This is a genomic window from Actinoplanes sp. NPDC023801 (genome assembly GCF_040639655.1).
Taxonomy (GTDB): domain Bacteria; phylum Actinomycetota; class Actinomycetes; order Mycobacteriales; family Micromonosporaceae; genus Actinoplanes.
The window spans coordinates 130,998-151,635 of sequence record NZ_JBFAAI010000001.1; the positions used below are offsets into that span (position 1 = coordinate 130,998).

20 protein-coding genes are annotated in these 20,638 nt (G+C 71.0%); 14 read left to right on the forward strand and 6 right to left on the reverse strand.

Annotated features, from left to right (window positions below; translation table 11 throughout):
* Positions 1-3 precede the first annotated feature (3 nt).
* From AB0G04_RS00595 to AB0G04_RS00610, 4 genes are read right to left on the reverse strand one after another with little or no spacing between them, the layout of a single operon-like run.
* The gene (locus AB0G04_RS00595) at positions 4-1,944 is read right to left on the reverse strand and encodes an MFS transporter (protein WP_360974041.1); all 1,941 of its coding nucleotides are present in this window, start codon (positions 1,942-1,944) and stop codon (positions 4-6) included.
* Position 1,945: 1 nt separating this feature from the next.
* Entirely contained in the window at positions 1,946-5,419 is a 3,474-nt protein-coding gene (locus AB0G04_RS00600) for an ATP-binding protein (RefSeq protein WP_360974044.1), read from the reverse strand.
* Between the two features lie 37 nt (positions 5,420-5,456).
* Positions 5,457-5,819 carry a hypothetical protein gene (locus tag AB0G04_RS00605; protein ID WP_360974047.1) on the reverse strand — a complete coding sequence of 121 codons (363 nt, stop codon included), beginning with the start codon at positions 5,817-5,819 and terminating at the stop codon, positions 5,457-5,459.
* 1 nt (position 5,820) lies between these two features.
* A complete protein-coding gene (locus tag AB0G04_RS00610; protein WP_360974050.1) occupies positions 5,821-6,084 on the reverse strand; it encodes a hypothetical protein in 264 nt (87 codons plus the stop codon).
* A 362-nt stretch (positions 6,085-6,446) separates the two neighbouring features.
* Between AB0G04_RS00610 and folP the strand changes: the two genes are divergently transcribed.
* The 8 genes from folP (at position 6,447) to AB0G04_RS00650 (ending at position 12,282) form a co-directional block, all read left to right on the forward strand.
* Positions 6,447-7,262: a dihydropteroate synthase gene (gene folP / locus AB0G04_RS00615; RefSeq protein WP_360976168.1), complete on the forward strand. Its 816-nt coding sequence runs from the start codon at positions 6,447-6,449 to the stop codon at positions 7,260-7,262.
* Positions 7,259-7,621, forward strand: a complete 363-nt coding sequence (gene folB / locus AB0G04_RS00620; protein ID WP_360974053.1) for a dihydroneopterin aldolase — start codon at positions 7,259-7,261, stop codon at positions 7,619-7,621. Before folP ends, folB begins: the two co-directional genes overlap by 4 nt.
* Complete coding sequence (gene folK, locus AB0G04_RS00625; protein ID WP_360974056.1) at positions 7,618-8,142, forward strand: 2-amino-4-hydroxy-6-hydroxymethyldihydropteridine diphosphokinase; 525 nt, start codon at positions 7,618-7,620, stop codon at positions 8,140-8,142. The genes folB and folK overlap by 4 nt, the downstream gene beginning before the upstream one ends.
* Entirely contained in the window at positions 8,139-8,669 is a 531-nt protein-coding gene (locus AB0G04_RS00630) for a DUF3180 domain-containing protein (protein WP_360974059.1), read from the forward strand. Before folK ends, AB0G04_RS00630 begins: the two co-directional genes overlap by 4 nt.
* Before the next feature lie 160 nt (positions 8,670-8,829).
* Positions 8,830-10,065, forward strand: a complete 1,236-nt coding sequence (locus tag AB0G04_RS00635; RefSeq protein WP_360974062.1) for an ABC transporter permease — start codon at positions 8,830-8,832, stop codon at positions 10,063-10,065.
* A gap of 4 nt (positions 10,066-10,069) precedes the next feature.
* The gene (locus AB0G04_RS00640; protein ID WP_360974065.1) at positions 10,070-10,363 is read left to right on the forward strand and encodes a hypothetical protein; all 294 of its coding nucleotides are present in this window, start codon (positions 10,070-10,072) and stop codon (positions 10,361-10,363) included.
* A gap of 47 nt (positions 10,364-10,410) precedes the next feature.
* Entirely contained in the window at positions 10,411-10,902 is a 492-nt protein-coding gene (locus AB0G04_RS00645) for a hypothetical protein (RefSeq protein ID WP_360974068.1), read from the forward strand.
* A gap of 147 nt (positions 10,903-11,049) precedes the next feature.
* Entirely contained in the window at positions 11,050-12,282 is a 1,233-nt protein-coding gene (locus AB0G04_RS00650) for a hypothetical protein (protein WP_360974071.1), read from the forward strand.
* A gap of 4 nt (positions 12,283-12,286) precedes the next feature.
* Here AB0G04_RS00650 and AB0G04_RS00655 read toward each other — a convergent pair whose 3' ends face one another.
* Complete coding sequence (locus AB0G04_RS00655) at positions 12,287-13,435, reverse strand: NADH-quinone oxidoreductase subunit D (protein ID WP_360976171.1); 1,149 nt, start codon at positions 13,433-13,435, stop codon at positions 12,287-12,289.
* Positions 13,429-14,409, reverse strand: a complete 981-nt coding sequence (locus AB0G04_RS00660) for an SAM-dependent methyltransferase (protein WP_360974074.1) — start codon at positions 14,407-14,409, stop codon at positions 13,429-13,431. The genes AB0G04_RS00655 and AB0G04_RS00660 overlap by 7 nt, the downstream gene beginning before the upstream one ends.
* Before the next feature lie 304 nt (positions 14,410-14,713).
* On the opposite strand from AB0G04_RS00660, the gene AB0G04_RS00665 reads away from it, so the two are divergent.
* The 6 genes from AB0G04_RS00665 to nadC all read left to right on the forward strand — a co-directional run bounded on the left by AB0G04_RS00665 (position 14,714) and on the right by nadC (position 20,574).
* Positions 14,714-15,604 carry a Rossmann-like and DUF2520 domain-containing protein gene (locus AB0G04_RS00665; RefSeq protein WP_360974077.1) on the forward strand — a complete coding sequence of 297 codons (891 nt, stop codon included), beginning with the start codon at positions 14,714-14,716 and terminating at the stop codon, positions 15,602-15,604.
* Positions 15,576-16,409, forward strand: a complete 834-nt coding sequence (gene panC / locus AB0G04_RS00670) for a pantoate--beta-alanine ligase (RefSeq protein ID WP_360974080.1) — start codon at positions 15,576-15,578, stop codon at positions 16,407-16,409. The genes AB0G04_RS00665 and panC overlap by 29 nt, the downstream gene beginning before the upstream one ends.
* Positions 16,409-16,837: an aspartate 1-decarboxylase gene (gene panD / locus AB0G04_RS00675; RefSeq protein ID WP_360974083.1), complete on the forward strand. Its 429-nt coding sequence runs from the start codon at positions 16,409-16,411 to the stop codon at positions 16,835-16,837. The genes panC and panD overlap by 1 nt, the downstream gene beginning before the upstream one ends.
* A gap of 89 nt (positions 16,838-16,926) precedes the next feature.
* On the forward strand, positions 16,927-17,832 hold the full coding sequence (locus AB0G04_RS00680; protein WP_360974086.1) for a septum formation family protein: 906 nt from the start codon (positions 16,927-16,929) through the stop codon (positions 17,830-17,832).
* A gap of 62 nt (positions 17,833-17,894) precedes the next feature.
* Entirely contained in the window at positions 17,895-19,541 is a 1,647-nt protein-coding gene (locus AB0G04_RS00685) for an L-aspartate oxidase (protein ID WP_360974089.1), read from the forward strand.
* Between the two features lie 175 nt (positions 19,542-19,716).
* Positions 19,717-20,574, forward strand: coding sequence for a carboxylating nicotinate-nucleotide diphosphorylase (gene nadC, locus AB0G04_RS00690; RefSeq protein WP_360976174.1), 858 nt, complete (start codon positions 19,717-19,719; stop codon positions 20,572-20,574).
* Positions 20,575-20,638: the final 64 nt, after the last annotated feature.

Below are 20,638 nucleotides of genomic sequence, written 5' to 3' on the forward strand. Positions count from 1 at the left end.
CACTCACCGTGCCTCGGAACGCACCCGCGGGCTGGCCGGCTCCTCACTGGTCGCGCCGGTCTCCGGCCGGTAGATCGCGAACGACGCCGGCCGTTCGGAGACGTCCGGTTCGGTCCAGCCGGAGGCGCCGCGGGTCCGGGCCGGAGCGGCCCGGTCCTTTCCGGTACTGACGGGGGCCGGACTGTCGTCGCGCACGGTCTCGCTGCCGTCGGGCCGGGCCGGAGGGCCCGCGACCGGCACGAGTTCGGTGCTCTCCCGGCGCTGGTTCGTCGAGGCGTCCTCGAGCCGTGCCTCCGGCCGGAGATTGCGCTGCTCCAGCATCAGGCCGCCCTTGCCGAAGGTCGGCTCGCGGGTGCCGCCGGGCTCGGCGATGTCGAGCTTCGCGGCCTCACGCATGTCGCGGAAGAACCGCCGGTGCCAGGAGCCGCCCGAGGCGATCGCGGCGGCACCGTCCTTGCCGCCGAGCTGGGTGATCCGGCGGTACGGCCGGAGCAGCAGCCATCCGACCACGCCACAGAGCCAGACCAGCACTACCTGGAGCCAGCCCGCCAGGCCGGCGGTGTTCATGATCAGGTCGACGGCGAACAGGTAGATCGCCGCACCCGTACCGAAGATCGCGATGTTGAAAAGGGCCGCGACGACGGCGTTGCCCAGCCGCCGGACGCCGCCGCTGGCCGGTCGCAGGAGGCCGATGGTGCCGAGGATCGGCGCCGCGATGACGGCCCAGCGGAAGATCAGGAAGCCGAGTAGAACCAGCAGCGACGCGGTGATGTCGAACATCGCATACATGACCGCGGCGAGCATCGCGATGAAACCGGCGCCTACCCGCTCCATGCCCTTGGCGCCCTGCAGGTATTCGTACGCCTCGGGGTCCTCGGTGCGGATCTGCTCAGCGACCTTCGTCCACTGGTTCTTCTTGAGATCGAACATGGCGGGGCGAGAATCAGTGATTTCACGGATCTGCTGTACTTCGTCCCAGCTCAAAGCGCGTGCGTCATACAGCGCCGGGCCGTACTTCTTCGCGGTCTCGCTGTCCGCAGAACCGAGAACTCCACGCAGCCAGTTCCGGTAGAGCATGGTTTCGGTGGCCGTGTCACTTGCACGTACCGCGGGTAGCCGGTTGTCCGTGCAGGCCGCCGGGCCGAGTGCGCACTCGCCGACGCGTTCCTTGGGCTGCGGTCCCACGGCGTCGTGAACCACCCCGAGCGAGGTGATCAGGCTCTGGTCGGCGAGCTTGGCGGACTGCACGGGCCACGATGCGATCGCGGTGATCACGACCATGATGAAGATCGCCCAGCCCGCGGTCGTCGTGGCCGCGCCCATCTCGGCCTGCCGGGAGCGCCAGAGAAGGTAGAGACCGACCACCGCAAGGGTGATCACGCCGAAGACGGTGAAGACCTTCTGGTAGACGGCTTTGGTGGCCTGGTCCACCAGCGGGTCGGCCCAGCCCCAGAGCGTCTCCGGGTTCCAGGCACGTTCCCGGAGGGCGTTCGAGGCGCCGATCACCGCGGTGGCGATCATGAACTCGCCGTTCGCGATCGTCGTCTCGAATTTCTGGTCGGCGGCGACGACCGTGGAGGCGCAGCCGCCCTCCAGGTCGTAGGTGACGAAGTTGTACCCGGCGTAGCCGTAGTCGCTGTAGAGGCCGGGGAAGCTGTTCTTGGTCGACGAGGCGGGGCGTTCGGCGAACCAGCCGGCCAGGCCGGAGTCGGGCGTGCTCGGCGTCGGCGGGTCGAGGCACGTGGCCCGCGCACCGGTGACCTCGGCGAGGCGGTCGACGCACGCCCGGAAGTCCTGCTGCCATTCCTCGACGCTGCAGGCACCGCCGGGCGCCTGGGCCGGTGGGGCCGCCGCCGCGCCGCTCGGCGACGCGACCGCCCAGGCGATCGACGCCACCATCGCGACGACCAATGCCGTGAGAAACGCCAGCCCCCGCCGCACCATCTCAAACCTCCAGGTCGGACGGAAGTGGCACGACCTGAGTCGGCGCCACGCCCGGTGTCGTGTCCAGGTGTTCGAGCAGTCCGTCGACGTACGACACGTCGACGCGCACTTTCTGGACCCGGCCGTCCACGTCCCGCATCACGAACTCACGGAAGCCGAGTCGCTGCTGGGAGGACGTGTCGATCTGGGAGAGGGACGCGAGCGTCGCCTCGTACCCGTCGTGGACCGGGACGCGCAGGAGTCGCAGGGCTTCGGACGCGATCTCCTGGTCCTCGGCGATGCGCCCGACGAACACCGTGGAGACGAGGTTCTGCACGTCGAGACCGAGGATGTCGCGCGGGTTCTGGGAGGCCACGAGGGCGGCCAGGTTCCATTTACGGGAGTCGCGGGCGAGACGGACCAGGAACGACCGGCCGGAGCGCCAGCCTTCCATGAAGTGGGCCTCGTCCAGGCCGACCATCTTGCGGGAGGCCATCGAGCCGCCGTAACAGCGCCGGACCGCGAGCCGGTGTGCGGTGTGCAGCATCGGCAGCGCCAGGGACTCCTCGGCCGACCAGTACTCCCGCTCGATCTTGAGGTCGGGCAGCCGCAGGCCGGCCATGGTGATCACGGTGAGGGCCGCGTCGGCGCCGAGCAGGTGCGGCGGCGGGTGGCCGAAGAACAGCAGCGCCAGCGGCATCTCGGCGGTGTCGAGGAGCAGGTTGGCGAGTTCCTTGCCGTCGTCGTCGATGCCCTGCAGGGTACGGACGACGTCGTCGAGAGTGGACGTCTCCTCGGCCGGCACCTGCCGCACCGCGTGCCGGAGCAAGGTGGCGGTGGACGCCTCCTTGGCGACCTGCGGCGGCACCAGCATCGAGCAGATGTCCTGCACGAGCATCCGCCGCTCGGCGCGCGCGTTGGAGACGGCGATCTCGAACTCCCGGTCGCCGGACGGACCGGTCGAGAACTCGGAACGCACCGGCGTCGGGATGAGCGAGTACGGGGCGAGTGTCCCCTGCTCGGAGCCGGTCAGGTTGAGCACCCGTGAGTACGGCCGGAGCTCGGGCATCTGGCACAGCCGGGCGAGCGGCCCGGACGGGTCGAGCAGGGTCACCTGGACGCCGCGGCGGGCGTTTAGGTAACCGAGGGCACCCATCAGCGTCGACTTGCCACCACCCGGTTCCGCCACGAACACGCCGAGACCGGAGCGCTCGCGCACCTCCATCGGGAAGTGCAGGTCGAGGAAGACCGGACGACGGCACGTCCCGGACGTACGCCCGATGAGGTCGCCCCGGCGGTCGCCGACCGTCGAGGCCGCCTGCGGGAGTGCCGCGGCCAGCAGTTTGACCGGCATCCGCCGGACGTAGCCGGTGTTGGCGATCGGCTCACCCGGGATGAACTCGCGGGCCAGCTGGTCCTGGTTCTTCGGATGTTGCAGCGAGATCCGCAGTTCACGTGAGTAGAGCTGAATGAGCCGCCGGGCCCGTTCCAGGCACTCCTCGCGGTTGGCGCCGCTGACCGCGAGCCGGTGCCAGCCGTGTGCGCGGGCCGACTCGACGGGCAGTCCGGTGGTCATCTCGTCGCCGATCACCAGGGCCCGCTTGGCGAGGCGTTCCAGCTCAGGCGGCGCGTCGATGCCGTGCTCCGCGTAGTCGAGCTGCTGGGAGCGGATCATCCGGAGCCGGTGCTCGAGGTTCTTGAAGGAGCTGTTGGAGCCGAGGATGTCGATCCGCGAGGAGAGCTCCATGGGCCAGGGCAGCCGCTCGTGGAAGTGCATCCACGGTTCGTGCTTCTCCGGAATCTCCAGCGGTTCCATCCGGCCGACGGACAGCACTGCCACGTGCCGTTCCTCGCCGGACATCCGGTTGACGAGCTTCACGGTCGAGCCGTACGGCGTCCGGTAGCGCTCCACCGCCTCGGTGAGCGCGAGCAGGTCGCCGGTCTCCCAGTGCCCGTTGGTGACCGGGGAGAGCAGGCCCGGTGGGGCCATACCGAGGGCCACCGAGCGGTAGAGCAGCCACTCCAGCTCCTGCGGGGTGACCCGCCGGCCGCGCATGCCGAACGCGTTGAGCACCTCGTCGAACTGCTCGACGGTCCGGCCGAGCTTGCGCCGCTCGCCGTCGGAGGTGCCCTTGCCGAAGGCCCGCAGGATCCGCTCGGAGAAGGTGTCGCCGAGCGAGCGGCGGGCGAACGTGACGCCGAGGAAGGTCTGTCCCTCGGCGTGGTTCACCGACAGCAGGTGCCGCTGGGCCGCGACCAGGTGATCCGACCAGGAGGTGGAGCCGTGCACGTCGGGCAGCGGCTTGGGGGTGAACGAGTCGACCGTGCGGGCCCACTCGTCGGCAGGGAAGGGGCGGGTGGTGCGCCGCAGGTGCAGGCGGAAGCCGGCGAGACCCGCGTACTGCTCCGAGATGGCGCTGAGCAGCGCCTCCCGCTCGGCGTCCGGCCGGAACGCCCAGCGCACCTCGGGCAGGTAATACCACGCCGTCACGGTGCTCTGGGTGAACGTCAGGTGCCCGGCGATCTCGCTGATCGCCAGCTCGACGGAGGGGTCGCGGTCGTTGAACTTGAGCTTCTGCGGCCGCAGCGGGGCCGGTGTCGACTCCTTCTTCTCCTTGCGCTTGGCGGGTGCCTTTTCCTTGCGCCGGGCCGGGGCCTTTTCCGGGACCGGCACCGGCAGCGGAACCGGGTCGGCGACCGGAGCGGGCGCGGCCGCAACGGCCGGCTGCTGCCAGAGCGCGGGGCGGGTGACCGGCTGGGCGGGCGGCCAATCGTCGAAGTCGGTCCACTCGTCGTCCACCGGATCCGGCGCGACGGCGTGGCCGTTGTCCGGGAAGGCGTGGCCGTTGCCCTGGAAGGCGCGGCCGTTCTCGTGAACGGCGTGGCCGTTCTCTTGGAAGAAGTCGGGTTCCGGCCCGACCGGCGCCCGGGTGAAGGGCGCGCCGTTCCAGCCGCTGGGCGGCGCGGGGGCCGGAACCGGCGTGGGGGCAGCGGAGATGGCCGGCGGGGTGGAGACGGGAGGCGGAGAGATCAGGCCTGCCGGAGACACGGGGAATGCCGGAGACACGGGCCCTGCCGGAGACACTGGGCGTGCCGGAGACACCGGGCGTGCCGGAGACACCGGGCGTGCCGGAGACACCGGGCGTGCCGGAGACACCGGGCGTGCCGGGGTTGCCTGCGGAGCTGAAGGCGCGGAGACCGGACGCGGTGCCGGCGTCGTTTGAGGATCACCCGCACGGGTAACGGATGCTCCACCGAACAGGTCCAGGAACGGCGAGTCGATGTCCATACTGGTGTCGACGGCGGTGCCACGCGGCCGCACCGGCTGGGGTGCCTGGAAGACGCCCACTCCACCATGTCCGGGCGCGGCGACGAACTCGTCGGCGTCGTCCAGCGAATCAGGCGAGGAGTAGTTGTCCGGACGCACACCGTTACTCTGCCTGCCCGGGGACGAGGCGTCCGCCGGGGGATGCCCGTGCGGATACGTTCCGGTCATGCGTGGGCCTCGTATGCGCGGACGACCTGGCAACTGGTCATACCAACTCCTCCCGGACACGGATGCGAGTGGCGACAAGTCTCGGATCGCGTTGCTCGACGGCGGGCTCGCGAGTGCGGCGCCAGTCGGTGAGCGCGGTGCGGATGACGACGCGGGCGGGTCGGTCCGGGTCGACATGCCGGAACACGTACGACGTCGTCACCATGGCGAGGGCGATCTCCCAGGCCGGGAACGGGTCGAACTCGAGGGTGAATGCGTAGTGGATGGCCATGAAGAGTGGCACGAGAACGACGAACATCCCGTACTGCGCGTAGGGCAGGTGGACGGGCAGTGTGTAACCGGGCGGGCCGAGATAGACCAGGCGCGCCCGGTAGATGTCGTCGTCGGTCCGGAGCCGCATCTCAGTTGAAGATCAGGTCGATGATCGACTCGCCGACGAAGAACAGCGTCGCGGCACCGGCGATGAACGCCAGGCCCACGATCGCGATCGCCGAGCTGGTGAGGACCTTCGAGATCTCACCCCGGCTGGCCCGGCCGATGAAGATCACGCCGAGCACCGCGAGCAGGATCGGCGCGATGTTGCTCGCGAAGAAGGTGACGATGCCTTCGGTGTTGATGTTGCCTGATGGCTCTGCCGCCAGGATGGCGATCTCGGTGGCGATCATCGGTAAACCTCCCGGTGTCCGTGGGGGGTACGGACACGCTGCAGTTGTGAAGCCGTACGGCAACGCCCATATGGTGCTACCTCTGACTCACCGCGTCGAGTGAGTCGTTCGGGCACTGCCATGCTCGTCTCTGCTCTCTTCGGTCACTTCATGATGCCCAGATCCGAAGAGTACGGCCCGTACTTGCGAGCAACAAGCGCCCGTTTCGTTACCCAAGGTGAAGGAGTGCGTGATTCACAGTCACACCGCATCGTACGCCTGTTCGAATCACCCGTGCCCCGTACCCTTCACGTGTGTCCAATTCGCCGACAGACGCGCAGCTCACGGGGGCTGAACTGCTTCGCCGGGATCACCCGGTAGTGATGGGCGTCCTCAACGTCACGCCGGACTCCTTCTCTGACGGTGGTAGATACACCGGTGTCGACGCCGCGGTTCAGCACGGCGTCCGCCTTTTTCAAGAAGGTGCGCACGTCATCGACGTGGGCGGCGAGTCGACCCGGCCGGGCGCCGAGCGGGTGGACGCGAGGACCGAGATCAGCCGGGTCGTGCCGGTGATCGAGAGGTTGTTCGCCCAGGGCGTACCGGTCAGTATCGACACCACCCGTGCCGCGGTTGCCGAGGCCGCGCTGACGGCCGGCGCCGCGGTTGTCAACGACGTCTCCGGCGGTCTGGCCGACCCGGACATGGCGCGGGTCGCCGCCGCGGCCGGCTGCCCGTGGATCCTGATGCACTGGCGCGGCCACTCCCGCGACATGCAGAGGCTCGCGGTGTACGGCGACGTCGTCCGCGAGGTTCGCGACGAACTGCGGGCCCGCGCCGACGCGGCGATCGCGGCCGGCGTCGACCCCGGCATGATCGTGCTCGACCCGGGGCTCGGGTTCGCCAAACTGCCCGAGCACAACTGGGCGCTCAGCGCGAACCTCGGCAGTCTCATCGGGCTCGGCTTCCCGGTCCTCTTCGCGGCCAGCCGCAAGACCTACCTGGGACGGCTGCTGCCCGGACCGGACGGTACGCCGCGGCCGGTCGGCGAACGCGAGGCGGCCACCCTCGCCACCTCGGTGCTGGCGGTCGCCGCCGGCGCCTGGGGGGTCCGGGTCCACGACGTGCGGGCGACCGCCGACGCGCTCGCCGTCTGGCGGGCGACGGGTTCACCCCGACTGCATACGGAGAACAGATGAGTGGACGGATCACGCTGACCGGGCTCCGGGCCCGGGGCAACCACGGGGTGTACGACTTCGAGCGCGAGCAGGGCCAGGACTTCGTCGTGGACGTGACCCTCGGCCTCGACCTCGGTCCCGCCGCGCGCAGCGACGACGTCACCGACACCGTTCATTACGGCGAACTCGCCACCGCTCTGGTCGCGGTGCTCACCGGCGAGCCGGTCAACCTGCTGGAGCGGCTCGCCGACCGGCTCCTGGACGTCTGCCTGGCCGACCCGCGGGTGGAGTCGGCCGAGGTCACCGTGCACAAGCCGCAGGCCCCGATCCCGCACGAGTTCGCCGACGTGGCCGTGACCCTGCGCCGGAGCCGTCGGTGACCCGGGCCCTCCTCTCGATCGGCGGCAACCTCGGCGACCGCCTGACACACCTGCGCAACGCGGTCACCCGGCTGAACCCGGCTGTCGTACGGGTCTCCGGGGTCTACGAGACGCCGCCGTGGGGTGATGCCGCGCAGCCGTCGTACCTCAATGCGGTCCTGATCGTCGACGACGCAACGGTGACCGCCCGGGATTGGCTGACCCGTGCGCAGGCCTGCGAAACGGCCGAGGGCCGGGTCCGGGACCCGGAGCGCCGCTTCGGGCCGCGCACCCTGGACGTGGACGTCATCGCCGTCTGGGACGAGGGTGTGCCGGTCGTCGACGACGACGCCGAACTGACACTTCCGCACCCGCGCGCGCACCTGCGAGCCTTCGTGCTGCTGCCGTGGCACGCGATCGAGCCGGACGCCGTGCTGCCCGGCCACGGCCCGATCGCCGCCCTGCTGGACACCCCCGCGGTGGTGACCGATCTCGCCGGTGTGACGCCCCGCCCGGACCTGTCGTTAGAGTCGATGGAGTGAGCGTCAACCCAGACGGCGGTTCCCCGCGCCGGACCGACCCCTCGCTGCGACCGACGAGCGTGTCGACGCTGGTGGTGGCCGCCCTCGCGGCAGCCGCGGTGGCGTGGCTGCTGATCTCCACGAACGATCTGTTCTATCTCATCTCGCCGTTGCCGTGGACCGGCGCCGGGGTGCTGGCCGTACTGGCGATGGCGGAGGCCTATCTCGCGCAGAACACCAGTGCCCGGATCCAGCGCAAACCCGGCGCGCTGCCGGTTCACGCGCTGTCGGTGGCCCGGTTCGCCGCCCTGGCCAAGGCGTCCTCGCTGGTCGGCGCGCTCTCCGCGGGGTTCACCGCCGGGCTGCTCGTCTGGCTGTTGCTGGAGCCGACCCACGAGGCGGCCACCAGCGTCCCGGCCGCGGTGACGACCCTGGTCGCCGGGATCGCCCTGATCGGTGCCGCGCTTTGGCTGGAGCGGGCCTGCCGGGTCCCGGAGGACCCGGACCGCCAGGACGACCGGTCCGATCCGCCGGCCGGGCGCCGCTGAGGTTCGCCGGCACTCTCGTCGTCGAGCGTTCGACGATCTTCGAAGAGACTTGTGCTCTGAACTGACATGGTCTCGTATCCGTATGCTTTGCGGTGGGCGAGGATGAGCCGGAGTAGCGTGCGCCTCGAACCGCTCGTGGAGGCGTAAGGAGGCGCGGACCATGGCGTACGACGACACCACCTTCCGCCGGCCCGGTGACGAGACGACCCAGTCCGATCCCGCCGCCTACCGGCGCCGGGTGCAGTACGACGACGACACCGCCGGTAACACGCTCGACCAGTCCCTGCGCAACCCGGTGACCACCGGGGCGATCCCCGCGGCCGAGGAGGACGGGCGCGACCGGCTCGGCATCCACCTCAGCTGGGAGGTCATGCTGCTGGTCGTCGCCGCGGTCATCGGCTTCCTGCTCCAACGCGAGGACTCGGCCGCCCTGCAGCGTCCGGCACTGGACGCGCTCCTGGTCACCGGCGCCGCCATCGGTCTGCTCACGCTCGGCGCGGGCCTGACCCTGCGGGCCGGCGTGCCCAACCTGGCGCTCGGCCCGATCGCCCTGGCCGCCGCCATGCAGTACGCCGAGAACAGCGACAAGGGCCTGGCCCAGGCCATCGTCCCCGCGATGATCATCGCGGCGGCCGGCGGCCTCGCGGCCGGCGTGGTCGTGACCGTCCTGCACGTGCCCGCCTGGGCCGCCACCCTGGCCGCCTCCTTCGCCGTCATCGTCTACATCCAGCTGCGGCCCGGCCCGGTCGAGGTACAGGGCGACTGGGACCCGACAAGCCAGGCCTTCCTGCTCTTCGGCGGGGTCGCGCTGCTTGCCGTGCTCGGTGCCGGCCTCGGCGCGATCGGCCCGGTCCGCCGCTTCCTCGGACGGGGCCGGCCGACCGGCGACCCGGCCCGGCGCCGTGGCGTCGCCGCCGCCGTCCCGGCCATCCTGACGCTGCTGTTCTCGTCGCTTTTCGCGACCGGTGCCGGTGTGCTGATCGCCGCCGGCGCCGACGGGCCGATCGCCCCGGAGACTGGATTCGAGTGGACCGGCATCGCCTTCGGCCTGGCCCTGCTGGCCGGCACCAGTGCCTACGGGCGGCGCGGTGGCATCTTCGGCACCCTGTTCGCGGTCACCGCGCTGACCCTGTTCCTGCGTTACCAGACCCTCCGAGACCTCGACATCGCGCTGTTCGCGATCGCCGGCGCCCTGTGCCTCGCCGGTCTCGTGGTGACCCGCTTCGTCGAGTCGTACGGCAGCCCGTACTCGGCCCGGACCCCCGAGGAGTGGAACGCGGCTCCGTCCGGCGCCGCCAACTGGTCGCCGACCCTGCCGGAGACCTGGAACACCCCCGCCACCCCGGCGCCGCGCAGCGACCGTTGGGACGACGGGCCGTGGGGCGCCAACCGCTGAAAGTATGCTTTCGGACATGACCTCGCCCAGCTTCGCCGAACTGGACGCACTGCCCACCGAAACGCTGCGGGAACAGGCGTTCGCCAAGGCCCGTGCCAAGCACGACGTCGCCTTCTTCTGGTCCGTGCTGGGACACCTGCCGGACGCCGGTGACGCCGCCTCCCTCGACGGCGCCCCCAACTCGATCGGGCCGACCGTGGACGAGGCGGTCGCGCTGTGGCGCGAGTTCGAGGGCCGTGACCTCGGCGCTCAGGAGCCACTGCTGCGCGCCGCGTTCATCGACTACCTCAGCAGATAGCGACGTCCGTCGTTTGAAACTGAGTGTCCGCTGGGAATTTGGCGGGCATGGCTCTCGGTAACCGTTACAAGTCCGCACCCGGTGCGGGAACACTCGCCGCACTGATACTCGTCCTGGTGTTCGGCAGTCCGTGGTATGCGGACTGGGCCCAGGAGAACACGAACCCGGCCACCGCCGGCGGTTGGTGGCTTCGACTGCTGGCATGGCCGGCCTGGAGTTTCGACACCGACGACTCACTACGGGACGTGATCGTCGGGGACCTCAAGGCGATCCTGGTCGTCGTCCTGACCTTCGTCTTCCTGTACCTGCTGCCCGGCTCGCAGCTGGCCCGGGCGCGCGGCACGATCAGCCAGTTCCTGGCCGGCTGGGCCGCGTACATCTTCGCCGGGGCGTTCGCTGCCTTGCTCGCCACCCTGTTCCTCACCAACCCGTCGCTGCTCGGCGCGTTCAACGCGGCCGGCTCGGGCGCGGGGTACGGCTTCTTCGTCGGCTGGATCATCGGCCTCGCCTCCCTCGGCGGCTGGCGCGGTACCCGCTGACAAGCGAACCCGGCTGTTCCCACCGTTGTCTCGGCCGCCCGGAGGCAGCGGTGAGAAACAGCCGGGTTTCTGCTGGAAGGTGACCGAACGTGCCGTACCGGGTTCAACGGTTTTGCCGGAGACGTGCTCTCGGTAACATCTGCGGCCATGCCGGAACGGGACAACCAAGCGGGACACAGCGCGCGGATGCTCCGTGGCCTCGTCTGGGCGGGCGTCGTCCTCGCTCCGATCGCGGCCGCTGTGGTGCTGATCGGGGACAACTCCAACACGGCTCGCTTCGCGGTGCTGCTGATAGCGGTCAGCGTGGTGCTGATCGGCGCGTCGGTGCTGGTCCGCAGCGATCCGGTGCTGCTCCGGATGGACGTGGAGGACCGGGTCGCCCAGGAGGTCGACGCGATGCGCCGGGAGTTGCGGGCCGAGTTCTCGAGTGCCGCCGTACCGGCACCGGAGGTCGAATCCCGGCCGCCGCTGGTTCCGCGCAACCCGGGTGGCGGGCGTGCTCAGGTGTACGGCGGAGGCTCCGAGCCGGAGCCGTACGTTGCTCAGCCGGAGTTCCCGGATCGGACCACCTTCGTGCACCAGCCGGAGCCGGTCGCCTACGCGGGGCAGCCGGAGAACGGATACGACGACTACGACCAGCAGGGCTACGAGCAGGCCGGTTACGAACAGGGCTACGAGCAGTCCGGTTATGAGCAGTCCGGCTACGACGAGTCCGGTTACGACGAGGCCGGCTACGGATACGACGACGGCTATCAGGACGAGCAGTCCTACGAGCCGGAGGTCCCGGTGCGGGCGGCCGGCGGCCGGGCCTCGGTCCCCGGCATCGTGCGGCCCGTCTCGCCGGCCCAGATCAGTCAGAGCTTCCCGGCGCAGACCAGTCAGGGCTTCCCCGCACCGGCCGGCCGGGCGAGCGCGGCCGTACCGCCGGCGCCGGTCGCCCGCGCCTCCGCAGCCGCCTCCGTCCCGATGGCGCCTCCGGCCGTCCCGGTCGGGCAGGCGGTGCCCCGCCCGAGAGCCGCGGCCGCCGTGCCGCCGCCACCCGGCCCGAACGCGATGACGGCCGCACCCGGTCCGAACGGCATGATGGCCCGGCCCGGCCCCAACGGCATGATGACCCCGCCGGCCCGCGCGGCAGTCTCGGTGCGGCCCGCGGCGGCCTCCGTCCGGCCCGGCGTCCAGTACGGCCGGCCCGAGGCTCCCGACGACGATTTCGGGGCCGCCAACGGGTACGCCGGAACCAACGGCCACGACGACGCCGCCGAGACCAGCGCCGAGTACAAGGCCCGCCGGCACCGCCCGTCCGCGAACGACACCAATGTGGGCACTCTCGCCGACTTCGCCAACTACCCCGGGTACGACAGCAGCGCGCAGAACTGGTGACCCGTTACTTGTCGATGTCCCCGACCACGAAGAACATCGAGCCGAGGATCGCGATCAGGTCGGGCACCAGACAGCCGGGGATCAGCGTGGCCAGCGCCTGCACGTTCGCGTAGGACGCGGTCCGCAGTTTGAGCCGCCACGGCGTCTTCTCACCGCGGGACACCAGGTAGTAGCCGTTCACCCCGAGCGGGTTCTCGGTCCACGCGTAGGTGTGCCCCTCGGGCGCCTTCACCACCTTGGGCAGCCGCACGTTCACCGGGCCGCCGGTGCGGTCCACCCGGTCCAGGCACTCCTCGATCAGGTTCAGCGAGACGTGGACCTGCTCGAGCAGAACCTCGAAGCGGGCGTGACAGTCGCCGGACGTCCGGGTCACCACGGGCACGTCGATCTGGTCGTAGAAGAGGTACGGCTCGTCCCGGCGTACATCGAAATCCAGACCGCTCGCCCTGGCCACCGGACCGGATGCGCCGAATGCCGCGGCGTCGGCCGCGCTCAGCACGCCGACGCCGACCGTACGCGCCATGAAGATGTCGTTGCGCCGGATCACGTTGTCGAGGTCCGGCATCCGCCGGCGGACCGCGGCGACCGCCTGCCGCGCCCGTTTCGTCCAGCCGGCCGGGATCTCCTCCTTGAGGCCGCCGACCCGGTTGAACATGTAGTGGATCCGGCCGCCGGAGACCTCCTCCATCACGGCCTGCAACGTCTCGCGCTCACGGAAGGCGTAGAACATCGGCGTGATCGCGCCGATCTCGAGCGGGTACGAGCCGAGGAACATCAGGTGGTTGAGCACCCGGTTCAGCTCGGCCAGGGCCATCCGCAGCCAGGTGGCCCGTTCCGGCACCTCGATGCCCATCAGCCGTTCGACGGCGAGGACCACACCCAGCTCGTTGGAGAACGCCGACAGCCAGTCGTGCCGGTTCGCCAGCATGATGATCTGCCGGTAGTCGCGCACCTCGAACAGTTTCTCGGCGCCGCGGTGCATGTAACCGACGATCGGCTCACAGGCGACCACCCGCTCCCCGTCCAGGGTGAGCTTGAGACGCAGCACGCCATGGGTGGACGGGTGCTGAGGCCCGATGTTGAGCACCATGTCGGCTGTGTCCAGCCCGGCTCCCGTGCCGACCGTCATCTCCCGCAAGGCTTCGCTCACCAGAGCATCGTGCCACGGTCGTCGAGGCCGATGCTGTGCCACAGCCACCAGTGCCCGCCGAGCCCGTCCGGATCGGTCAGTTCCGCCGCCGCCCCGGCCGCCGACAGTGCCCGCAGATAGGACGCCGGATCGGTGCGCGCCAGATCGAGCGGCGGCCGGGAACCGTCCACACCGAGCACCCGCAGCGCCTCCCGCTGCCGGACCATCCGATGCGGAACCCCGGCTGCGCACGCCACCGCGTCCATCGCCACGTGCGCGGTCACGTCGCAACTGCCGTCCGGGACCGGTGCGACCTGCCGGCCCTCCCGGAACCCGGTCAGCGTCCCGAACACCGGCCGCTCCGCCTTGACGTGCCCGTAGTCCACGCACAGCGCCGCACCGCGGTGCACGGACTCGACCGCCTCCGCCCAGGCGGCGTCGCGTGGCCACCCGATCTCGATCCGGCCCGGTCCCGGCCACCACCGGTTGATCCAGAACAGATCGGCGGGATCGGCGGGCGGGCCCAGCGTCTCGGCCCCGGTCCGCCGGTCCACGAGCACCTTCCGCAGCCGTCCGCCGTCGTCCGGCTCGACGATGTCGAGCGGCACGTTGTCAAGCCATTCGGTGGCCACCAGCAGCCCGGTGATCCGCTCCGGGACGTCCCGCCGCCAGTGCACGGCCGGTTCCAGACCGGGCGGGCGGGGAACGACCTCGACACCGGTCACGTTCAGCCGTCCGGCCAGCTCCGCCGGCACGGTGGCGAGCAGGGCGGTGATGAGTTCGCCACGGCCCGCGCCGACGTCCACCAGGTCGAATCTCTCCGGATGCCCGAGAGCCGCGTCCAACCGCCCGATCAGCCGGGCCAGCGCGCCGGCGAACAGCGGCGAAGCGTGCACGCTGGTCCGGAAGTGATCAGCGGGGCCCTCATGCTCCCGCACGAAGAACCCGTCGCTGCCGTACAACGCCGCCTGCATGGCCAGCCGCCACCCGATAGCCATGCCGTCACCCTAGGCGTCTGCCTGCACACCTTCATCTCGTACGCCCGGAGCTGTCACCAACCGCACCAACCACCGTGGTCGTCCACGCGGCTCCGGCCCACTCCCGGCGGTCCGGCGGTTCGGCGGGTGTGGGGTACCGCCGGCGGGATGGGCTCAGGCGGGCGAGCCGGTGACCGATCGTGGGTGGGTGCGTCCCGGTCGTATCGATGCCGGTGCAGTTGTTCACAGGTGGTTGTCACGGACGTGTCAAAGCGGCGCATACTGGCGCTCGACCGGTACCCCTCCACGAGGACTGGATCCACGGATGAACGCTTTGACCATCGGCGTCGTCGGCGCCGGCCGGGTCGGTGCGGTGCTGGGCGCGGCTCTGAGCGCGGCCGGCCACCGTGTCGTCGCTGCCGCGGCCGTCTCCGCCGCCTCCCGTGAGCGGGCCGCCCGCCTGCTGCCGGGCGCGGCGATCCTCCCCGCTGACGAGGTGGCCCGCGCGGCCACCGATCTGCTGCTGCTCGCCGTCCCGGACGACACCCTGGCCGCGGTGGTGGCCGGACTCGACCGGACCGGTGCCCTGCGGGCCGGGCAGGTGGTGGCGCACACCTCAGGGGCTCATGGACTCGCCGTGCTGGGCGATGTGAACGGCATGGCCCTGCACCCCGCGATGACCTTCACCGGCGCGGACTCCGACCTGGACCGCCTGCCCGGGATCGCCTGGGGTGTGACCGCCCCGGACCGGGTGTTCGCCACCCGGCTCGTCGCCGACCTGGGCGGGGTGCCCGAGTGGGTGGCCGAGGAGTCCCGGCCGGTCTATCACGCGGCCCTGGCGCACGGCGCGAACCACATGGTCACCCTGGTCAACGAGGCGGCCGATCTGCTGCGTGCGGCGGGGGTCGGCGAACCCGGGCGGGTGCTGGCTCCGCTGCTGACCGCCGCGCTCGACAACGCGCTGCGGATGGGCGACGCCGCACTGACCGGCCCGGTGTCCCGCGGTGACGCGGGCACGGTCGCCAAGCACCTGGACCGGATGCCGGCCGACGCGGTGCCGGCATACCTGGCGATGGCGCGGCGCACCGCGGACCGGGCGATCGCCTCCGGCCGCCTGCGCCCGCACGACGCCACCGCGCTGCTGGACGTCCTGGCACGGGCGGCACACGAGGAGAAGGGGGGACAGCGTGACCGTTCTGGTGCACACCCGCGCTGACCTGGACGCCGCGCTGGACGCGGTGACCGGTGAGATCGCCGTCGTGATGACGATGGGCGCGCTGCACGAGGGGCACCGGCAGCTGATGCGGGTGGCCCGGGAACGATCCGCGTTCGTGCTCGTGACGATCTTCGTGAACCCGCTGCAGTTCGGGCCCGGCGAGGACTTCGAGAAGTATCCGCGGACCCTCGACGAGGACATGGCGGCGTGCCGGGCCGAGGGCGTCTCGGTGGTGTTCGCGCCGAGCCGGGCCGAGGTCTACCCGCACGGGGCGCCGTCGATCACCATGCAGCCGGGTGAGCTTGGCGAGACCCTCGAGGGCGCCAGCCGGCCCGGGCACTTCTCCGGGATGCTCACGGTCGTCGAGAAGCTGCTGATGCTGACCCGCGCCGACGTGGCGTACTTCGGCGAGAAGGACTATCAGCAGCTGGCGCTGATCCGCCAGATGGTGCGCGACCTGGAGCTGCCCGCGGAGATCGTGGGCGTTCCGACCGTACGGGAAAAGGATGGTCTGGCCCTGTCCAGCCGCAACCGGTACCTGTCGCCGGAGGAGCGCGGGGCCGCGCTGGCTCTTTCCCGCGCTCTGCGCGAGGGCGCGGCGCACGGCGATCCCGACGCGATTCTCGCGACGGCCCACAAGATCCTTTCCGAGGAGCCCGGCGTACGGGTCGACTACCTCGCCCTGACCGGCGCGGACCTCGGCCCGGCCCCCGGCGAGGGCCCGGCGCGTCTGCTGGTGGCCGCCCGGGTCGGCAGTACCCGCCTCATCGACAACGTTCCGCTGACACTGCAGAAGGGCGCCTGATGTTCCGGACCATGCTCAAGTCGAAGATTCACCGAGCCACCGTGACGCAGGCGGACCTGCACTACGTCGGCTCGGTCACGGTCGATCTCGATCTGCTCGAGGCGGCCGATCTGATCCCCGGCGAGCAGGTGGCGATCGTCGACGTGACGAACGGCGCCCGCCTGGAGACGTACGTGATCCCGGGCGAGCGGGGCAGCGGCGTGATCGGCATCAACGGTGCCGCGGCGCATCTGGTGCACCCGGGCGATCTGGTCATCCTGATCTCGTACGGGCAGATGGAGGACGCCGAGGCGCGTGCCTACGAGCCGCGGATCGTGCATGTGGACGCCGGCAACCGGATCATCGAGCTGGGTGCCGACCCGGCCGCCGCAGCCGAGGGGATGGCCGGTGACCTGGTGCGCGGCGACCTGACGCTGAGCGCTCTGTAGCTCTTCATCGATTCCACCTCCCGGGCCTGAGATGTAGCCATATAGTCGGCGAATCGGATATAGCTGCCGAGGCTCGGGAGGCACGGCCCATGCGATTCCGATGGGGGATGGTCGCAACCGCGGCTCTGCTCGCCGTCGCCGGATGTGGTGGCGGCGGAGATGTCGACGGCGATCTGACCAATGATTGGGGTGCCATGGCTCCGGCGACCGGCTTCGTGCCGGTCGCCGAGACCTGTCACCTCTCCAACTTCGCCGTCTCCGGGCCACGCGCCACCTACGAGGAGACCGACTGCGGAGTCCCGCACCGGAGCGAGACCGTCTTCGTCGGCGAGTTCACCGGGCCGGCCGCGGAAGCCGCCGAACCGCCGGCCGGCACCTCCGCCGGGGCCCGCGCGGCCTATCAGACCTGCGATCAGAAGACGACCGAGTACGTCGGCGGCCCGTGGCGTCACGCCCGCCTCTGGATCGGCGTCACCCAGCCCTCACCGGCCGCGTGGAGCGGCGGCAGCCGCTGGTTCCGGTGCGAGGTGGTGGAGCTCGATTCGATCGAGAACGACGGTGCCCTGATCCAGCGGACCGGCAGCCTGCGGGGCGCGCTCGCCGACAAGAAGTCCGACCTGCTGCTGACCTGCTACAACATCCAGCTCGACGACGCGGGGGCGATCACCTCGATGCCGCCGGTGGACTGCTCGAAGAAGCACAACGCCGAGTTCGCCGGGATCTGGAACGCGCCGGCCAAGGCCGCCTACCCGAAGGGCGACGCCGCCTGGGAGGAGTTCCACGAGGGCTGCCGTGGCCTGGCCGCGAAGTACGCCGGGATACCCGACGACGCCAACCTGCAGTACCGCACGGGCGTGGTGTCGCTGCCCGGGAACGCCGACGTGTGGGCACACGGTGACCACGGGGTGCGCTGTTACCTCTGGCTGGACGGGGCCGCACTGACCGGCTCGCTCAAGGGCAAGGGGACGAAGGCCCTTCCGGTCCAGTACAAGTAACGGTTACCACTGATGACGCCCCCGCCGTGACGCAGCCGTACGGGCGGAGTGTACTGAAACACATGTCACCTCTCGCGGATCTCCCGGCGCTGCCCCGCCGGCTTGCCGCCGCTGAGCCCGGCTGGACCGAGACCACCGACGTCGTGGTGGTCGGCTCCGGCATCGCGGGTCTCACCGCGGCCCTCTACCTGCGGGAACAGGGCCTGCACGTCACCGTCGTCACCAAGGTCAACATCGATGACGGCTCGACCCGGTGGGCGCAGGGCGGCATCGCGGCCGTGCTCGACCCGCTGGACACCCCGCAGGCCCACGCGTACGACACCGAGATCGCCGGGGTCGGACTCTGCGACCCGGCGGCGGTACGGGTGCTCGTCGAGGAGGGGCCGGCCCGGATCCGTGAGCTGATCCGCCGCGGTGCCGAGTTCGACCGCAACCCGGACGGCTCGCTTATGCTGACCCGTGAGGGCGGCCACCGCGCCGACCGGATCGTGCACGCCGGCGGCGACGCGACCGGCGCCGAGGTGCAGCGCGCCCTGCACGAGGCGGTCCGCCGCGACCCGTGGATCCGGCTCGTCGAGCACGCTCTCGTCCTCGACCTGCTGCGCTCCGCCGACGGCCGGGCGTGTGGCATCACTCTGCACGTGCTCGGCGAGGGCAGCGAGGACGGCGTCGGCGCGGTGCTGGCCCGGGCCGTGGTGCTGGCCACCGGCGGGATGGGCCAGATCTTCTCGTCCACCACCAACCCGTCGGTCTCCACCGGTGACGGCGTGGCGCTCGCGCTGCGGGCCGGCGCCGAGGTCACCGACGTCGAGTTCGTGCAGTTCCACCCGACGTCGTTCGTCAGCTCGGGCGTCAACTCGGTGCAGCGGCCGCTGATCTCCGAGGCGCTGCGCGGCGAGGGCGCCCACCTGGTCGACGAGTCCGGCAAACGGTTCATGCTCGGGCAGCACGAGCTGGCCGAGCTGGCGCCCCGCGACGTGGTCGCCAAGGGCATCTACCGGGTGCTGCGGGCCACCGGTGCCGACCACGTCTACCTGGACGCGCGGCACCTCGGCCGGGAGTTCCTGGAGGGCCGCTTCCCGACGATCATGGCGTCGACCCGTGCCGCCGGCGTCGACCCGGCCACCGACCTCATCCCGGTCGCCCCCGCCGCCCACTACGCCTCCGGCGGCGTCCGTACCGACCTGCACGGCCGCACCAGCATCGACGGGCTCTACGCGTGCGGTGAGGTGGCCTGCACCGGTGTGCACGGCGCGAACCGGCTCGCCAGCAACTCGCTGCTGGAAGGGCTGGTGTTCGCCCGCCGGATCGCCGACGACATCGCCCGCGAGCTGCCTCCACCGGCCGAGCCGGTCCGTACGGCCGCCGGTCCGGCCTGGGTCGTCGACCCGGCGATCCGTGCCGACCTGCAACGCGCCATGACCCGCGGTGCCGGGGTGCTGCGCTCCGCCGACTCGCTCGAGACCGCGGCCAAGGAGCTGGCCCGCCTCGCCGAGCAGCGGTCCCGGCCGAACAACGCGGCGTGGGAGGTCACCAATCTGCTCACCGTCGCCGCCACGCTGGTGGCCTCGGCCGGCAGCCGCCGGGAGACCCGTGGCTGCCACTGGCGCGAGGACCACCCGAACGCGGCCGACGAGTGGCGCGGCCACCTGCTCAACGCTCTGGCGTCCGACGGCGCGCTCACGCAGGATTTCCAGGAGATGGCGTGATCGACCGCACCGCAGCGGAGCAAGGGCCGGGAGAGCACGCCGAGCAGGCACAGCGTGATCGACCGCACCGCAGCGGAGCAAGGGCCGGGAGAGCACGTCCGAGGAGGAACGCGTGACTATTTCTGATGGTGGAACCCTTTCGCCGGGTGAGCCCCTGCCGGACGAGCGTCCCGGCGTGGCGGATCTGGGCCTGGACCTCGGTGAGGTGCAGCGGATCGTGCTGACCGCGCTCGCTGAGGATCTCGGCACCCCGCCGCGTGACGTGACGAGTGAGTCCACCATCCCGCCGGACCAGATCGACACCGCCGAGCTGGTGGCCCGCGCCGACGGCGTGGTGGCGGGCCTGCTGGTGGCCGCCGAGGTCTTCGCGGCGACGAGCGCCGGATCGGCGACGTTCCGGGCGGTCGTCGCCGATGGTGACCGGGTGCGGCGCGGCGACGTGCTGGCCGTGATCACCGGGCCGACGCGGGCGCTGCTGACGGCCGAGCGCACCGCGCTGAACCTGATCTGCCGGATGTCCGGCGTCGCCACGCACACCCGCAAGTGGGCCGACCTGCTGGCCGGAAGCGGTGCCACGGTGCTCGACACCCGCAAGACCACACCAGGGCTGCGGATGCTGGAGAAGTACGCGGTACGGGCCGGCGGTGGCACCAACAAGCGCATGGGCCTCTACGACGTCGCCATGATCAAGGACAACCACAAGCTCGCGGCGGGCAGCATCACGGCCGCGTACCAGCTGGTCCGGCAGACGTTCCCGGACGTGGCGGTGCAGGTCGAGGTGACCACGCTGGCCGAGGCGGTGGAGGCGGTCCAGGCCGGCGCGGGCTTCCTGCTCTGCGACAACATGACACCTGAGCTGCTGGCCGAGGTGGTCCAGGTGGTCGGTGACCGGGTGGAGCTGGAGGCGACCGGCAACCTCACCCTGGAGACGGCGACCGCCTACGCCGACACCGGTGTGGACTATCTGTCGGTGGGCGGGCTGACCCATTCGTCGCCGATCCTCGACATCGCGCTGGACCTCCAGCCACGCTGAGGCCGGGCAGGGCGGAACTGGTCCCGGTGCTTCCGGGAAGTCGTGGCCGTACAGAATAGGGGTC

What these genes read in the sequence shown, in the direction of transcription:
- AB0G04_RS00595 (WP_360974041.1), bottom strand. Translation starts at nt 1,944, where the DNA reads ATGGTGCGGCGGGGGCTGGCGTTTCTCACGGCATTGGTCGTCGCGATG.
- AB0G04_RS00600 (WP_360974044.1), bottom strand. Translation starts at nt 5,419, where the DNA reads ATGACCGGAACGTATCCGCACGGGCATCCCCCGGCGGACGCCTCGTCC.
- AB0G04_RS00605 (WP_360974047.1), bottom strand. Translation starts at nt 5,819, where the DNA reads ATGCGGCTCCGGACCGACGACGACATCTACCGGGCGCGCCTGGTCTAT.
- AB0G04_RS00610 (WP_360974050.1), bottom strand. Translation starts at nt 6,084, where the DNA reads ATGATCGCCACCGAGATCGCCATCCTGGCGGCAGAGCCATCAGGCAAC.
- folP (WP_360976168.1), top strand. Translation starts at nt 6,447, where the DNA reads ATGGGCGTCCTCAACGTCACGCCGGACTCCTTCTCTGACGGTGGTAGA.
- folB (WP_360974053.1), top strand. Translation starts at nt 7,259, where the DNA reads ATGAGTGGACGGATCACGCTGACCGGGCTCCGGGCCCGGGGCAACCAC.
- AB0G04_RS00635 (WP_360974062.1), top strand. Translation starts at nt 8,830, where the DNA reads ATGGCGTACGACGACACCACCTTCCGCCGGCCCGGTGACGAGACGACC.
- AB0G04_RS00640 (WP_360974065.1), top strand. Translation starts at nt 10,070, where the DNA reads ATGCTTTCGGACATGACCTCGCCCAGCTTCGCCGAACTGGACGCACTG.
- AB0G04_RS00645 (WP_360974068.1), top strand. Translation starts at nt 10,411, where the DNA reads ATGGCTCTCGGTAACCGTTACAAGTCCGCACCCGGTGCGGGAACACTC.
- AB0G04_RS00650 (WP_360974071.1), top strand. Translation starts at nt 11,050, where the DNA reads ATGCCGGAACGGGACAACCAAGCGGGACACAGCGCGCGGATGCTCCGT.
- AB0G04_RS00660 (WP_360974074.1), bottom strand. Translation starts at nt 14,409, where the DNA reads ATGGCTATCGGGTGGCGGCTGGCCATGCAGGCGGCGTTGTACGGCAGC.
- AB0G04_RS00665 (WP_360974077.1), top strand. Translation starts at nt 14,714, where the DNA reads ATGAACGCTTTGACCATCGGCGTCGTCGGCGCCGGCCGGGTCGGTGCG.
- panD (WP_360974083.1), top strand. Translation starts at nt 16,409, where the DNA reads ATGTTCCGGACCATGCTCAAGTCGAAGATTCACCGAGCCACCGTGACG.
- AB0G04_RS00680 (WP_360974086.1), top strand. Translation starts at nt 16,927, where the DNA reads ATGCGATTCCGATGGGGGATGGTCGCAACCGCGGCTCTGCTCGCCGTC.
- AB0G04_RS00685 (WP_360974089.1), top strand. Translation starts at nt 17,895, where the DNA reads ATGTCACCTCTCGCGGATCTCCCGGCGCTGCCCCGCCGGCTTGCCGCC.